This is a genomic window from Streptomyces sp. NPDC052236, from assembly GCF_044548015.1.
Classification (GTDB): domain Bacteria; phylum Actinomycetota; class Actinomycetes; order Streptomycetales; family Streptomycetaceae; genus Streptomyces.
Map to the genome: position 1 here is coordinate 211,508 of NZ_JBIUBL010000002.1, position 14,216 is coordinate 225,723.

General features: G+C 70.0%; 12 protein-coding genes and 1 pseudogene. 4 read left to right on the plus strand and 9 right to left on the minus strand.

Going from position 1 to position 14,216, the window contains the following annotated elements:
• Nucleotides 1-54 precede the first annotated feature (54 nt).
• The 3 genes from ACIHCQ_RS04920 to ACIHCQ_RS04930 form a co-directional block, all read right to left on the minus strand.
• Nucleotides 55-342 (minus strand): hypothetical protein, encoded by a 288-nt coding sequence (locus ACIHCQ_RS04920; RefSeq protein WP_399658027.1) that lies wholly within the window; start codon nt 340-342, stop codon nt 55-57.
• Between the two features lie 9 nt (nt 343-351).
• Nucleotides 352-3,078, minus strand: a complete 2,727-nt coding sequence (locus ACIHCQ_RS04925) for an AAA family ATPase (RefSeq protein ID WP_399658029.1) — start codon at nt 3,076-3,078, stop codon at nt 352-354.
• Nucleotides 3,079-3,250: 172 nt separating this feature from the next.
• Nucleotides 3,251-4,177: an alpha/beta hydrolase gene (locus ACIHCQ_RS04930; RefSeq protein WP_399658031.1), complete on the minus strand. Its 927-nt coding sequence runs from the start codon at nt 4,175-4,177 to the stop codon at nt 3,251-3,253.
• 287 nt (nt 4,178-4,464) lie between these two features.
• Between ACIHCQ_RS04930 and ACIHCQ_RS04935 the strand changes: the two genes are divergently transcribed.
• Entirely contained in the window at nt 4,465-4,818 is a 354-nt protein-coding gene (locus tag ACIHCQ_RS04935; protein WP_399658033.1) for a zinc ribbon domain-containing protein YjdM, read from the plus strand.
• 23 nt (nt 4,819-4,841) lie between these two features.
• On the opposite strand, the gene ACIHCQ_RS04940 is transcribed toward ACIHCQ_RS04935, so the two are convergent.
• Both ACIHCQ_RS04940 and ACIHCQ_RS04945 read right to left on the minus strand, forming a co-directional pair.
• Nucleotides 4,842-5,489, minus strand: a complete 648-nt coding sequence (locus ACIHCQ_RS04940) for a DUF1707 domain-containing protein (protein WP_399658035.1) — start codon at nt 5,487-5,489, stop codon at nt 4,842-4,844.
• A 225-nt stretch (nt 5,490-5,714) separates the two neighbouring features.
• Nucleotides 5,715-6,656, minus strand: coding sequence for a DUF397 domain-containing protein (locus ACIHCQ_RS04945; RefSeq protein ID WP_399658037.1), 942 nt, complete (start codon nt 6,654-6,656; stop codon nt 5,715-5,717).
• Nucleotides 6,657-6,806: 150 nt separating this feature from the next.
• On the opposite strand from ACIHCQ_RS04945, the gene ACIHCQ_RS04950 reads away from it, so the two are divergent.
• The 3 genes and pseudogenes from ACIHCQ_RS04950 to ACIHCQ_RS04960 all read left to right on the plus strand — a co-directional run bounded on the left by ACIHCQ_RS04950 (nt 6,807) and on the right by ACIHCQ_RS04960 (nt 9,946).
• Nucleotides 6,807-8,807, plus strand: a complete 2,001-nt coding sequence (locus tag ACIHCQ_RS04950; RefSeq protein ID WP_399658039.1) for an ATP-binding protein — start codon at nt 6,807-6,809, stop codon at nt 8,805-8,807.
• Nucleotides 8,808-9,068: 261 nt separating this feature from the next.
• Nucleotides 9,069-9,470, plus strand: a pseudogene (locus ACIHCQ_RS04955) (XRE family transcriptional regulator); the annotation flags it as partial.
• Nucleotides 9,471-9,475: 5 nt separating this feature from the next.
• Nucleotides 9,476-9,946, plus strand: a complete 471-nt coding sequence (locus ACIHCQ_RS04960; RefSeq protein WP_399658041.1) for an NUDIX domain-containing protein — start codon at nt 9,476-9,478, stop codon at nt 9,944-9,946.
• Nucleotides 9,947-10,125: 179 nt separating this feature from the next.
• On the opposite strand, the gene ACIHCQ_RS04965 is transcribed toward ACIHCQ_RS04960, so the two are convergent.
• The 4 genes from ACIHCQ_RS04965 to ACIHCQ_RS04980 all read right to left on the minus strand — a co-directional run bounded on the left by ACIHCQ_RS04965 (nt 10,126) and on the right by ACIHCQ_RS04980 (nt 14,148).
• A complete protein-coding gene (locus ACIHCQ_RS04965; protein ID WP_399658044.1) occupies nt 10,126-10,719 on the minus strand; it encodes a hypothetical protein in 594 nt (197 codons plus the stop codon).
• The gene (gene msrA, locus ACIHCQ_RS04970) at nt 10,716-11,381 is read right to left on the minus strand and encodes a peptide-methionine (S)-S-oxide reductase MsrA (RefSeq protein WP_399658046.1); all 666 of its coding nucleotides are present in this window, start codon (nt 11,379-11,381) and stop codon (nt 10,716-10,718) included. Before msrA ends, ACIHCQ_RS04965 begins: the two co-directional genes overlap by 4 nt.
• A gap of 100 nt (nt 11,382-11,481) precedes the next feature.
• A complete protein-coding gene (locus ACIHCQ_RS04975; RefSeq protein ID WP_399658048.1) occupies nt 11,482-12,513 on the minus strand; it encodes a hypothetical protein in 1,032 nt (343 codons plus the stop codon).
• Nucleotides 12,514-12,549: 36 nt separating this feature from the next.
• On the minus strand, nt 12,550-14,148 hold the full coding sequence (locus ACIHCQ_RS04980; protein ID WP_399658050.1) for a M48 family metalloprotease: 1,599 nt from the start codon (nt 14,146-14,148) through the stop codon (nt 12,550-12,552).
• Between the last annotated feature and the right edge of the window lie 68 nt (nt 14,149-14,216).

Genomic DNA, 14,216 nt, shown 5'->3' on the forward strand with positions numbered 1-14,216 from the left:
GCGCGACTGCTGTCGCGGCGGTCTCCCCACTGTCGGGCCGCTTGTGGCACCACGTCAGGAATGTAGGCCCGCAGCAGATTCGCTGACGGCAGAGCATCGCGCCGGCTCTCGGTCGGTTCGTACGGCGGGCAGCGCGGCGTTGGTGACCAGGGCCAGGTCAAGCGTGTGGTGGCGACCCGGGATCCACTGACCGCCGATCAGCGGAAGGCAGGCGATATTGGGCGTGGGCCCGCAGGTCCAGTCAAGCTCGCCCGCCACGGTCGACAGCCGCGTACGGGCGAAGGTGTCCGCCACGGCTCGTCGGTCGGTGGGTTCCCGCAGCTGCCGGCCGAGGGGACCCACGGGAATTCGCTAATCGCGGTCCAGTAAACGGGCCAGTTCGACGCGTGAACGCACCCCCAGGAGAGCGAAGACGTTCCGCAGATGGTGGTCGACGGTGCGCGGGCTCAACGAGAGCCGGATCGCCACCTCCCGATTGGTCGCGCCCTGCGCCACGCACCGGGCTATGCGCTCCTGCTGCGGAGTCAGCAGGCCCAGCGGGCCGGTGTCGGTGTTCCCCGACACCGCCTCACCGGCGGCGCGCAGTTCCCCCGAGGCGCGCTCCGCCCACACCCGGGCGCCACAGCGTTCGAAGGCCACCAGGGCGTCACGCAGCGGCCCGCGCGCTTCCCGGGTCCTGCGCTGTCGGCGCAGCCACTGCCCGTACAGCAACTGCGTGCGGGCGCCCTCGAAGTCGCCGCCCGCGCGCGCGTGGTGGGCGAGCGCCTCCTGGTACCGGGCGTCGGCTTCCTGGGGAGGAGCCAGCAGCGCCCGGCAACGGGCCAGTTGGGCGGGGGCCTGGGGGTCGGCGGTTCCGGCGGTCCACACCGCGAACTCCTCGACCACCGTCGCCGCCTCCGGTGCGCGGCCCGCGAGCACCGCGGCCTCCACGAAGCACGGCGCCAGCAGCATCCGGGCCGCGAAGTGACCACGCAGGGGTCCGGGACCGACCAGCGGGAAGAGCCGCGCGGCGGCCTCGGCGGATCTTCCCTCGGCCAGGTCCGCGCGGGCGACCGCCCAGGTGGCGAGGGTCGCGGCCTGGGCGAGGCCGTGCGGCCCCGCGTCCTTCGCGGTGGCCTCGGCATGCTCGGCGCAGGCGGCCGCGCCGCCCTCCACGGAGGCGGCGAGCGCGAGCACGGCGTGCAGGTGGGCCGCCTTGTTGCGCTGGCCCAGCCGGTGGGCGGCGAGCAGCCCCTCCGTCGCGTGGACGCGGGCGCGCGCGTGCCGGCCCGCACGCAGTTCGCCGTACGCGAGGTGCTCCAGCGCCTGCGGCAGCAGCGACTCCGGTCCGTGGACGCGGACGGCGGCAAGCGCTCTGGCTCCCGCCCGGCAGGCCGCGTCGATCTCACCGAGGACGAGCGCGGCGAGCGCCGTACGCAGCAGCGCGGCCGGATCGCCGGTAGCGGCGGCCGCGGAGTCGAGGCAGCCACGCAACAGGACGCGGCCGCCCTCGCGCCGCCGCCGCCCTTCGCCGAACACCGCGTACATGCCCGCCCGGTATCGCTCCAGCGCCGGGTCGGGCTGCGGCGCCGGTATCCGGCTCCACGCGTCGAGGCAAGCGGGCGCGTCCCCCATTGCCCAGGCGGCCTCGGCCGCGCCGATCAGGGCTTCCACGGTCCGCTCGGCGTCGCGCGGAGCGAGCAGCGCCGCCGCGGTGAGCAGCGCCTCCCGGGCGTCGGCCACCGGCCCGTCGCGCAGGGCGAGCAACCCGCGTACGTAGTGGGCGCGGCCGGGCGCCGGTACGACACGCACCTGGGCCAGCAGGTCGCGGGCCCGCCCGGGGTCCCCGCCGAGCCAGGCGTGCTCCGCCGCGGCGGCCAGCCGGTCGCCGCGAAGCGCCTCGTCGGGAGAGAGCGCGGCGGACCGGGCGAGAGCCACGGCTCGCTCCGCGTGCGGCCGGGGTGCGACGGCCGCCCGTGCCAGCGCCTCCGCGAGCGCCGGGTCGTAGCGGTCCGCCGCACAGGCCCGCTGGACCAGCCGTGGCAGTGTCCGGTGCGGGCCGTCGAGCAGTGTGGCCAGCAGGACGTGTACGGCACGGCGGCGGGCGAGCGGGGTGCGGCGCAGGAGGGCGGTTCGCAGCAGCGGATGGGTGAAGCGGATCCGTACGCCGTCGTCGTGGACCGCGCCCGCCCGCTCGGCCGGTCCCAGGTCGCCGGGATCGAGCCCGGCCACCTGCCCGGCGCGCATCAGCAGCGCTCCGTCCGCGCCGGCTTCGTGGGGCTCGTGCTCCTGCGCGGCGGCGGCGAACAACAGCAGCAGGCGGGTGTCCTCGGGGAGCGAGTCGAGGAGGGCGGCGTACGCCTCCAGTACGCGCTCGGCGCCCGGCAGCGGGCGGGGCAGCGGGGCGCGACCGGCCAACTGGTCCCGGGTGAGCCGACCGGCCGCCGCAGTGAGGATCAGCGGATTCCCGGCAGCCGCGCGCCGCAGCTCCTCCCGTACGGCGGGATCGGTCCGGCCGTCCGTCAGCCGGTCGATGAGAGCGGTGGCGGCGTGGTCGTCGAGCGGGCCGGGATGGAGGCGGGCAAGGCCTCCGAACGCATCCTGTTCGCCGTGGCGTTGGGCTTCGCTGATCAGTACGGCGACCCCGAGGCCGGGTTCGAGCCGACGGGCGGCGAAGCCGAGCGCCGCCCGCGAGTCGCGGTCCCACACGTGGGCGTCGTCGACGCAGACCAGCAGCGGGCGACGGGCCCCGAGGGTGCGCAGCAGGTCGAGGAGCGCGGTGGGCGCCAGGCCGGCGCGCAGGGCGTCGGTGGCCACCACGGGCAGCGGTACGGGGGCCGAGCAGAGCAGCGCGTGCAGACCGCTGTAGGGCAGCAGTTGTTCGGCGGGCGTGGCGGCGGCGTACAGCACGGGCCCGTCGCCGTAGCTGTCCATGGTGTGCCGCAAGAGGGCGGTGCGGCCGAGACCGGGTGGTGCGGTGAGTACGAGCGTGCTGCCGCTACCGTCTCTCAGGCGGGCCAACAGGGTGTCCAGAGCCGCGAGTTCACCGCTTCGGCCGTACAGCCGGAGGGGACTGCGCACGGTCGTCGATGAGGTCATGGCCTGTTACGTTACTTCCGCGTAACCAGGCCTGGAAGCCTCGCGTCCGCCCGTACCGCGGGCGCCGGGAACATATTGGACCGGCTCCCAACCAGGCGCGCCTGCGGCTGTGCGGGGACACAGCCGCAGGCGCCCGGGTGGCTTCGTACGGCCACGCGCCTGACGTCGATCGTCAGGAGGTGTGCGGGCAGTTGCCCCGGTACTCCTCGATGGTCGCGCTCGGACTCGGCAGCGGGCAGAGGAACTGCTCGTAGCGGGTGTCGTTGTCGATGAACCGCTTCAGCCAGGAGACGCTGTACTTCGCGATGGTCGTGTTCGACGTGTTCGGCGTGGAGTGAGTGGCGCCGTTGAGCTCCAGATACGCCTTGTCGAGGGTGCTGGGCAGCGAGTTGTAGAACGGCTCCGAGTGCGAGGAGACGGAAGCGACGGTGTCCCCGTCAGCGCCCACCACCAGGGTGGGTGTCCGCAGTTCGGGCCACGTCTTGTCGGTGTTCCAACCGGTCAGGGGGATCGCCGCCTGTAGCGACGGACGGCTCTTGGCGGCCTCCAGACTGCCGCCTCCACCCATCGAGTGGCCCATGACACCGAGCCGTGTGCTGTCGATCCGGGCGCGGACCGAACTGCTCCCGGTCAGATAGTCGAGCGCGGCGAGGAGCTGCCGCCCCCGGCTCGCGGGCTGGTCGAACCCGGAGTTGGTGTCGATGGTGAAGACGACGAAGCCCTGGGAGGCAAGGCGCGGACCGAGCCAGGAGACGCTGGACTGGGAGGCGGTGAAACCGGGCGAGATGGCGATGGCCCCGAAGGTGCCGTCCGCGGTGGACGTCGGGTAGTAGATGGTGCCGCCGCCGAAGCCCGAGACGCTCGACGAGGAGACTGAGGTCTGCGACACGGCGTAGGAGCCGCGGGAGGCCTCGATGCTGGAGACGGTCGGGGCGGGACCGCGCTCGTACGGGTTGTCGGCGGCCTGGGCGGCGGTGCCCGGCGTCAGAGTGGTGAACAGGGCGGTGGCCACGAGGGCTGAGGCCGGCGCCAATCGGGTCGTACGCGAGCGGCTCGTCGAGGCGGAACGGCGGCGTGGGGAGGTGGCGAGGTGTCGCACGAGGGGGGTCCTCTCGGCCGTGGGGAGCCACGCCGGGAGGGGATCAAGGACCGCGGTCCTGGGCCTTCGGGATGCACCGGGTGGCTACCACCTGTTGGTTGGCGGTAGCCACACGGTCGTGGTGCACCCGGTGAACACACATCGGCTAGTTCACCGGTCCTCTGAGCGTGGACCGCCGACCGAACGTGAAAACGGCGCGTGACCCGGACGACGACGCGCTTGGACGGCCGAGCCGGAACGGAAACCGTTCAGCTCGGCCGTCCAATGGCTTCGAATACACTTTCCCGGTGACCGAAACCCTGCCCCCCTGTCCCCAGTGCTCCAGCCCGTACACCTACGAGATGGGTTCACTCCTGGTCTGCCCCGAGTGCGCGCACGAGTGGGCTCCCACGTCCGCCGCACCCGCGAGCACCGCCGAAGAGGGAGTGATCAGGGACGCGGTCGGCAACGTGCTGGCCGACGGCGACACGGTCACCGTGATCAAAAGCCTCAAGGTCAAGGGCAGCCCGGCCGGCATCAAGGCAGGGACCAAGGTGCGCAATATCCGTCTCGTGGACGGCGTGGACGGTCACGACATCGACTGCAAGGTCGACGGCTTCGGTGCCATGCAGCTCAAGTCCAGCGTGGTCAAAAAAGCCTGACCCGGTACGTTCGTCCTGATCGGTCAGCGAGCGAGCGCCGTCATCGGCCGCGGGCGCCGCAGCAGCCACTGCCAGAAACTGCGGCGGGGTGGCTTGGGCGGCCGTACCGTGACGCTGCCGCTGTGCACTTTCCCCGTCACATGGACGCGCAGCCGGGCTGGCGACGAGGGGTCGAGCTGGGCTCGATTGCGCACGCTGCCGCTGCTCACCGTCACATCATCGACGTCCACGTAAACGTCCGGCGGAACCACCAGAGTCACCGACCCGCTGCGCACCGACACGCTGATCTCCAACGTGGGCAACGTGATGACCGCGCTGGTGAAATCAAGTTTGACGGAGCCGCTCTTGGACTCGATCTCCATGCGCTGCGGTACTACCCAAGCGCCATCTCGCTGCGCGCTCGCGCTGTCGACCTGGATCCGCGACAGGTCCTTCGGAGCAACGGGCGCGACACCGACCGCCAACGCAGGTCCGGCCGCCGGTAGATCCGTGAGCAGCGCCTCAAGCTCCCCGTATGTACGGGCCGTCAGCGCCACATCAAGCCGTTCGTCCAGCTCCTCCGCGGTCAGCCGACCGTCTCCGGCGGCGACGCGTAGCAGCTCCACGACCTGGTCGCGATCCTCGTGGGACGCGCGCAGTTCGCCGCGATCGGGCACCAGTTCACCGGACATGCTTTCACTGTAGTGGTTCCGGTGTTCGTTGCGGTGGCGTCCTTAAACCTGGCGGGGTCATCGGCGACGCCTTGACGAAGATGAAGGTAAGGGCGGCGCCGCCAAGCCTGGGAAGGCCGTTCGAGCCAAGCCCGCCGCCGCGGAGCCCGAGTCTCTTCTGACTAGCTGCCCAGCGACATGTGTGTCCCCGCCCGATTTTCAGAGCACGTGCTTGCGGCACACTGTTCAGCTTTCGCTGAGTCCTCTGCGTACGCCGGCCACGAACGCGCCCCACGACGCGCCCGAGATCATCAGGGCTGGTCCGGAAGCCCGTTTAGAGTCGCGGACCCAGACAGCTCCCGCGGCCAGGTCGGCCACCTCGACGCAGTCCCCTTCTCCGCCGCTGTAACTGGACTTACGCCAGCCGCCCGCAGTAGCCGCGTCACGGGACTTGCGAGGGCTCAGAGCCGCTGATCGCAGTGCGTTGAACGCCTCAGCGTACGCCTTCACCTCATCCGTGCTGTCGAGGTAGACGGACGTGAGCAGGCCCTCTTCGCAGACGATGTGGCTCTCCTCCGGAAGCGGGAATGTGACGACGACGAACGGACCGTTGCCCCCATGGTGTTCGCCGACATCGCACGGCAGTACCTGGATGTTGACGTTGGGCAGCTCGGCGACGTCCAGTAGGTGCCGCAGCTGCTCACACATCGTGCGCTCGCCGCCGACAGAGCTGCGTAGTGCTCCCCCGCCGATGATCGCCCAGAAGCGCACGCCTCTGCCGTCCGTCAAAAGCTGCTGTCGGTTGGCGCGGACCTCTACCCGCCGAGTCAGTTCGGTCTCGGTCGTGACCGTGGGGTGAGCGCTGATGATGGCGCGGGCGTAGTCGGGCGTCTGGAGCAAGCCCGGGATGAGCAAGGGCTGGTAGCTCCGGATCTCTGTGGCCTCGGCTTCCAAGGCGATGAAGTCGGTGTACGAGGGGCGCAGCCCATCTGCGTGCCGCTCCCACCATCCGGACTGTCGCCCTTGGCGGGCCATCGCGATGAACGACTCGATGCGCGCCTCATCGGTGACCCCGTACAGGTTCAGCAACGGAGGTCCGGCGTGCGCACGCGCGCTGACCGCGACCCGGTCGGCAAGACGAGCTGGGCGGAGCTCGACACGACGACGCCACCCCCACTCAGACTCCATCAGTCGGGCCTTGCCCACCCGTCGGCCTGACTGCTTGGCAGAAACGGTGATCACCCGTACGGGGTGCCACCCAGGTCATCGCACGCTGCGTGTCAGTACCGGCCGCTACCCTGGCCGGGCCTGCGCGCCGTACAGATAAAGGGGTTTCGCATGGTGAGGGTCACGCTGACGGTCGGCCAGGACCACGTCGCACAGCTCGCGCGCCTCGGCGACCCAGTGGGCGCGGTCGAGGAACTGATCTGGAATGGCCTGGACGCGGATGCCGAGCACGTCGTGGTCGAGCTGGGAACGAACGACCTCGGGGGCGTGGAAACCGTCACGGTCACAGACGACGGCACAGGCATGGTGGCCGATGCCTGTGCCGAGTACTTCCAGCCCATCGGCAAGTCGTGGAAGAGTTCTGCCGGCGTCAGCGTGGTGAAGAAGCGCGTGCTGCACGGCAAGAACGGCCGAGGCCGTATCCGGGCCTTCGCCCTCGGCAATGAGGTGCGGTGGACCAGTGTGGCTGAGGGGTCGGGCGGCAGACAGCGAGTTGCCATCGAGGCGGATCGCGGCGCCATGCACGAGTACGACATCAGCGAGGCGGAGGCGGTGACGGCCCCCACCGGAACGGTTTTCGAGGCGTTTGGCGGCTCCGAACTCCAGCGGCTTACCGATCGCAGGACACTGACCACGCTCACAGCAGCCTTTGCCGTGCATCTGGAGGCCTATCCCGACATCTCTGTGATCTACGACGGGGAGCGGCTGGATCCGGCTGCGATGCAGGCCAATGTGGCGGAGTACCCGATCGGTGCCGCCTCAGAGGGTACGCCCGAGGCACCTCGGCTGAAGATCATTGAGTGGCGGCGTCCCGTGAACCGGGAGCTGATTCTGTGCGATGTACGAGGGATGCCCCTGGCCCGGCTGAAACCGGAGATCCAGGCACCCGGCTTTGACTTCACCGCGTACGTCTCCTGGTCGGGTTTCGAGCGTTCACCGGACGACCTGATGTTCGCGGACTGGACACCGGACACCGAAGAAGCGGAAGTGGTGGCCGCGGCCCGGGAGCGGCTGCGCATGCACTTCCGTATGCGCGCGGAGCAGCGACGTCAGGACATCGTCAAGGCCTGGCGCGACGAAGGGGTCTATCCGTACAACAGCGAGCCGGCGGACGGTCGCGAACGTGCCGAGCGCGAGACGTTTGACACCGTGGCGACCACCGTCGTCAAGCATCTGCCGAAGGCGAAGAGCGCGCGCCGTGCCATCCTCGGCCTGCTGCGCTCGGCGGTGGCACATGAGCCGACGCACACGGTGCGGCTCCTTGAAGAGCTGTTCTCCCTCACCAAGCAGGAACAGGTGGACTTGGCGCGGCTGCTCGACCGGACGCGGCTCTCCTCTCTCATTCAGGCATCCACGGCGGTCACCGATCGCTTCGACTTCCTGGCCGCACTGGAACTGCTGGTCTTCGAACCGGAGCTGAAGGGACGCGTGCGGGAGCGAACGGAACTTCACCGCATCCTGGAGAACGAATCCTGGGTCTTCGGCGAGGAGTACGGGCTGTTCGTCAGTGACCGCAGCCTGACCGAGGTGCTGCGTCGGCACTGCGCGCTGCTCGGGCGGGACGCGCCCGGCGGCGGGCCAGTGCTCCGCGAGGACGGGCGGCAGGGGGTCGTTGACCTGATGCTCTCCCGGGCGGGATTGCTGCGGAAGGGCGAGCGCCATCACTTGGTAGTCGAGCTCAAGCGCCCGAAACTCACCCTCGGCATGGGGGAGTTCGAGCAGCTGAGCAGCTACGCGCAGGCTGTGATGAGCGACGACCGGTTCCGGGATACGCGGGTGACGTGGGACTTCTGGCTGGTGGGCAATGACATGTCCGCAAGCCTGCGCTCGATGGCCAGCCAGAGCGACCGCGCACCCGGCTGCGCGCTGGACCAGGGGACGTGGCGGCTGTGGGTACGGACATGGGGCGAGATCATCCAGGACTGCGAGGAACGGCTGCGGTTCTACCGGGAGGAGCTGGAGTACCAGTCGGGGCGTCAGCACGCCGTCGACTACCTCATTCGTAAGCACCCAGACGCGGTATCGGACTTGGTGGCCGACGGGGCGTTGGTACCTGCCGCCCGGTCGGCCAACGACGCCGAACCCGCGGGCGCGGACGGTCTGGCGGTATAGCGGTACGTGATGAGTCATACGGCACTGCGGGCGACTCGGGCCTGCGTCCTTTCCGTCCGTCAGACCCCCAAGGGGTGGCTGGAGAGCCACCCGGAGTGAAGCTCGCGAAGTCGGTCGCGCTCTTCGGATGTGGTCAGGATGACGTCCGCGCCGCTGTCGCCGGGATGGTGGATGTGCCGGAGTTCCGTATCGGTGTGACTGGCGGACGTCGTGAGCACACGCCGCGTGGTTCGTGGGAGGGGACTCGTCCGTTGCTCGGTCGAGGCGTACCCGCGCCTCAATGACCTTCTGCGCGAGCGCGCCGCCGACGGCTGCTCCGTGCGGATCGCCCTGGGCGACGCCGAGAGCGAGTACGTTCGGCAGCGCGGCGAAGAGGAGCGGTTCGGCCACGGCATCGAGTCGAGATGCCGACTGGCTCTGATGCACTACCGGCCATTGGCCGACGTATCGGGCATCGAAATCCGCACCCACCGGACGACGCTGTACAACTCCATCTACCGGGCAGACGATCAGTTGTTGGCCAACACCCACCTCTGGGGAGTGAACGCCTACGGAGCACCCGTCTGGCACCTGCGTCGCAACGGCACAGGAGGGATCTTCGACACCTACGCCCAGAGCTTCGACGCGGCATGGGAGACAGCGACCCCCGTACCGGAGAAGTGACCCCCTTGGCGCGTACCGGGTACTACGACGACCCGGATGCCCCCGAACCGAACAGCTTGGTTGTCGCCGCATCAGCCGTAGTGACCGACGACCAGGGGCGCATTCTGCTCCAGCGCCGATGCGACAACGATCTATGGGCGCTGCCCGGCGGCGGCATGGAGATGACGGACTCCCTCCCGGGCACGGCGGTGCGCGAGGTCAAGGAGGAAACGGGACTCGACGTGAAGATCATGGGGCTGGTCGGCACCTACACCGATCCCCGCCACGTGATCGCCTACACGGACGGCGAAGTGCGCCGGCAGTTCAATGTGTGCTTCACCGCGCGCGTGACCGGTGGGGAACTCGCGATCTCGGACGAATCCACCGAGCTGCGGTTCATTGCCCCGGGCGACCTCGCAGATCTGCCCATGCACTACACACAGCGGTTCCGCATCCAGCACTTCCTGGAGCAACGAGATCGGCCCTACCTGGGGTGATGCCTCTGGTGCAGTCCTCCGCGGGCGCGATACCCGTAGGGCAGGACTGTCCCCAGTTCATCTCTGACGGGCACTTGGCTTGACCCTCGTGCCGCCGATGCCGCAGTAGCCCGCCGGGTTCTTGTCGAGGTACTGCTGGTGTCAGCTCGGTGGGGTGCCTCGCAGTACCTGCTCCTCTTTCACAAACCAGCCGGATGGCTTGAGAGCCAGCCGCCGTGGAGGTCGCGGAGTCGGTCGCGCTCTTCAGGTGTGGTCAGGATGACGTCCGCGCCGCCGTCGTAGGGATGGTGGACGCGCCGGAGTTCCGTATCGGCGAAGAACACTTCGACAAGCACTTCGTCCGCGACGGCGCGCAGCAGTTCATCGGCGCAGCCGCGTTCCCACGGGCGCCGGTCGGCGTACAGACGTGTATAGGTGTGAAACTTTGGGTCGGGGTCGTCCAGGTGCGGCTCGGTCCACCAGCGGGTTCCCTCGGGGTGGAGTGCCTGCCGCGTCAGGTAGGCCGCGGGCTCGGTCGGAGTGTTCGACCAGTCCTTGGTCACCACGAACACGTCCGTGCCCGCGAACAATTCGTCGAGGACCGTGTTGTACCGGTCCAGCACGATCGCGTACTCGTCCTCGGACTCCGGGTAGCGCTTCGAGCCGGGGAGGCTGTGGAAGCGCACCCAGCGGTCCGCGTACGTACTGCGGAACGTGTGGGCGATGGGCGGACCGGACGGCCGCCGCTCCTGCCACAGCCCCGCCAGTAGCTCGGGGGTGAAGCTGGACGTCACCCCTCGGCCTTCGCGACGCCGATCGGGCAGGAGACGCCCGTGCCGCCGATGCCGCAGTAGCCCGCCGGGTTCTTGTCCAGGTATTGCTGGTGGTACCCCTCCGCCGGGTAGAACGGGCGGCCCTCCGCCGGGAGGATCTCCGTCGTGATCGTGCCGTACCCGGAGCCGGTCAGGACCTTCTGGTACGCATCCCGCGACGCCGCCGCGGCCTCCGCCTGGGCCGCCGAGTGGGTGTAGATCGCCGAGCGGTACTGCGTGCCCACGTCGTTGCCCTGGCGGAAGCCCTGCGTCGGGTTGTGGGACTCCCAGAACAGCTTCAGCAGCGATTCGTACGACACCTTTGACGGGTCGAAGACCACGCGGACCGCCTCCGTGTGGCCCGTCAGGCCCGAGCAGGCCTCTTCGTACACCGGGTTCTCGGTGTATCCGCCCTGGTAGCCGACCAGCGTCGTCCAGACGCCCTCGGTCTGCCAGAACTTCCGCTCCGCTCCCCAGAAACAGCCCAGGCCGAAGTCCGCGACCTCCAGGCCCTCCGGGTACGGGCCCAGCAGTGGGTTGCCCAGGACCGTGTGGTGGGACGGGACGGTGAACTCCGGGGCCGGGCGGCCGCGGAGGGCCTGGTCGGGGGTGGGGAGCTGGGGGGTGCGGTTGCTCAGGAACATGCGGGGCTCCTCGGACAGCGGTCGTGACAGTCGGTGACAGGAGAACGTATGGCGCGGGGTCCGGGATTCCCGGGTGCCCCCGGCATGCCGTCCGGCCAGGTCAGCGGCTGCGTGCGTGGCGAATCGCCAGGTCGCGGATGTCGCAGTACGTCTCCACCGCCGTCCCGCCGTTCACCCACGGGAACGCACCCACGTAACCGTCTACGTGCCGGAACTGTTCCAGGGCCAGGCCCGGCCGGTCCTGCACCACGAGGAAATACGCCAGCATGTGCCGTACATCCGCCAGATAGGGGTGGTGCGAGGGCGCCGCCGCCACATCGTTGAGCGTCGCGTCCACCGCTGCCCTCAACTCCAGGGTCCCGTAATCCATACGTGTGCCGTCCCTGGGGCGGTGCTCCCACCGTGCCGTCAGGCGCAGCGCGCTCAGCAGCGTGCCGGGTGGGGCTCCTGCCGCCGCACGCTCGGCAAAATCGAAGGCCAGCTCACGCGAGCCGCGCCACTTCGCGCACCAGTACTGCAGTGCGCTGCGGTGCGCTTCGTAGTGGTACGGATCCCTGGCGGTGAGCTGCGACCAGAGGTGGTGCATTTCTTCGTGCGGGCGGCCTTGGCCGACGCCGAGCCAGATGTCGGTGACGTATGCGGAGGGGTCCGCCGGGTTCAGGGCCTTGGCCCGCTCGATGGTTTCGCCCGAGCGCCCCAGGACGTTGAGGAAGCCCTCGAACTGCTCGCCCGTCGTCATATGGGCCCGGGCGCCGCCGCGGATGGACCAGGCAAGCTTGATCATGGAAGCCGCTTCTACGGCCGCCGCGTCCGGGTCGTCGGGGCGCGCGGACTCCCACGCCAGGAGCCAGCTGTCGTCCTTGGCGGCCACCCCGGCGAGATTGTCGATCGCCGCCGTGCGGCGCTCCCAGTAGCTGCCCGTGGCCACGAGAAAATCCGCGCCCGGACGCCAGTCGCCCGCCTGCGCGGCGGCCACGATGTGGTCGAGTTCCGGGTCGGGCATGGGACGGTCCGGATTCAGCCGCTCGGGTGGCAGGAAGCCGTGGGCGGCGAGCTCCTGGGGCGTGACGGGTGCGTCCATGAGGCCTGGGGCGGAGGCGGCGGGCTTGCGTAAGCGGCTGAAGAAGGCCATGGAAGTCCGATCGAGGTCACGTGTGGAGTGTCGAGTTCAGTGTGCGGCGAGCAGTTTGCGCAGCGGCTGGGTGTCGGGGAGGTCGGCGACGGCCGCGTCCAGGGCGGCTGGCAGCAACTCCTCGTACCCCTGCGGCAGTCGCAGGCTCGCCGACTCGGACCACGAGAGCTGCCAGCGGGCCCGGCCGTCGGCGATGAGCCGGCCCGACGCCAGCTTCGACAGACCGTGCCGCACGGCGGGGCGGGCGAACTCGTGGGCCGCGCGGCCCGATGCGGCTGCGGCCTCCGCCGACTTGGGCAGCCGCTCGGCGATCTGCCACAGTGCCCCCGCGTCGACAGCGTTCAGCAGTGACACCAGTGACGGGTCGCCCGTCAGCTCGGCCGTCGCCCGCCGCAGCGGCTCCGCGTCCGCCTCGACGTACGCCGTCATCGACTCGTGCACCAGCTCCGGCCAGTCCACGCGGCGCAGCCCCAGCGCCTCCGCGGTGAGCGCGGACTCCTCGACGGCGGCGAGCGTGTCGTCGAGGGAGTGCAGCAGCGCCAGCGCGGGGCCCGACTGCTCGGAAGCCCGCCCGTCGTCCGGCAGCGCCTCGATCCGCGCCACCCGCTCGGCGATCGGCGGATGCGTGTCGTACGGCGACGACCGCTCCGTCGGCAGGTCGCGCCGCAGCTCGTCCAGTTCCGCGGTCCGGGCCGCCAGCAGATGCCGTACGCCGCCGAACACCTCGCCCCGCGGCGGCAGCAGACCCGCGCCGACGCCCATCGTCGCGTACGACCGCAGGTAGAAGTCGTGCGCGCCGTCCAGTACGGGGATCTCGCGCAGCGCGGAGGCGGTCGCGTCGCGCCCCGCGATCCGGGCGGCGGCGAGGTCGGCGGCCAGTTCCTGGCGGCGGGAGCCGGACTCGGTGGCGCGGATGTAGAGCTTCGCGTACGCCGTGTAGATCCAGGCCATCGCCCGGTACGTGATACCGGCTCCGGCCGTGTCGATCTCCTTCGCCCCCTTGCCTTTGGCGAGGGCCTTCTCAGCCTTCTTCTCCTGCCGGGCGCGCTCCTTGGCGACCTTGCTGCCCGCGCGCTCCTCGAAATGCCCGATCGTACGGAGGACCTGGACGCGTCCGCGTACGGCGATCGAGGCGAGGCGGGTGTCGGCGTTGCTGTAGTGGCCCATCTCGTGGGCGAGCACGGCGCGCAGCTGGGCCTCGGTCAACCCCGTCATCAGCGGTACGCCGAGGTACAGACGACGCGTGCCGGACAGCAGGCCCAGGAAGCGGGCGTCCTCGCTCACCGCCGCGTTCATGTCGGCGGTCAGCCGGATCTCGTCGGGCGCGCGGGTGGAGACGCCCGCCGCGAGTTCGCGGGCGGTCTGCCACAGCCGTGGCTGTTGCGCCTCGCTGACCGGCAGTCCGGCGGGCCCGTCCTCGCCGTCGTCCTTGGGCGTACGGAGCATGAACATGCCGCGCACGACCGGGACCGCCAGTACGGCGCTGAGAAAGTACAGCTTCAGATAGACGCTGCCCGGGGTCCAGAGCGTCGCCGCCCAGTCGATACCGGCGAGTGCGACCAGCATGATCAGACCGAGCAGATAGAAGCCGGCGAGCAGGACAAGAGCACGCAGGGCGCGCAGAGTTGAGCCCATTGAACAGATTCCCCCCACAGGAATGGAAGCGGAGTATCGCCCGCCGCCGAGGGGGAAGGCAAATGAAA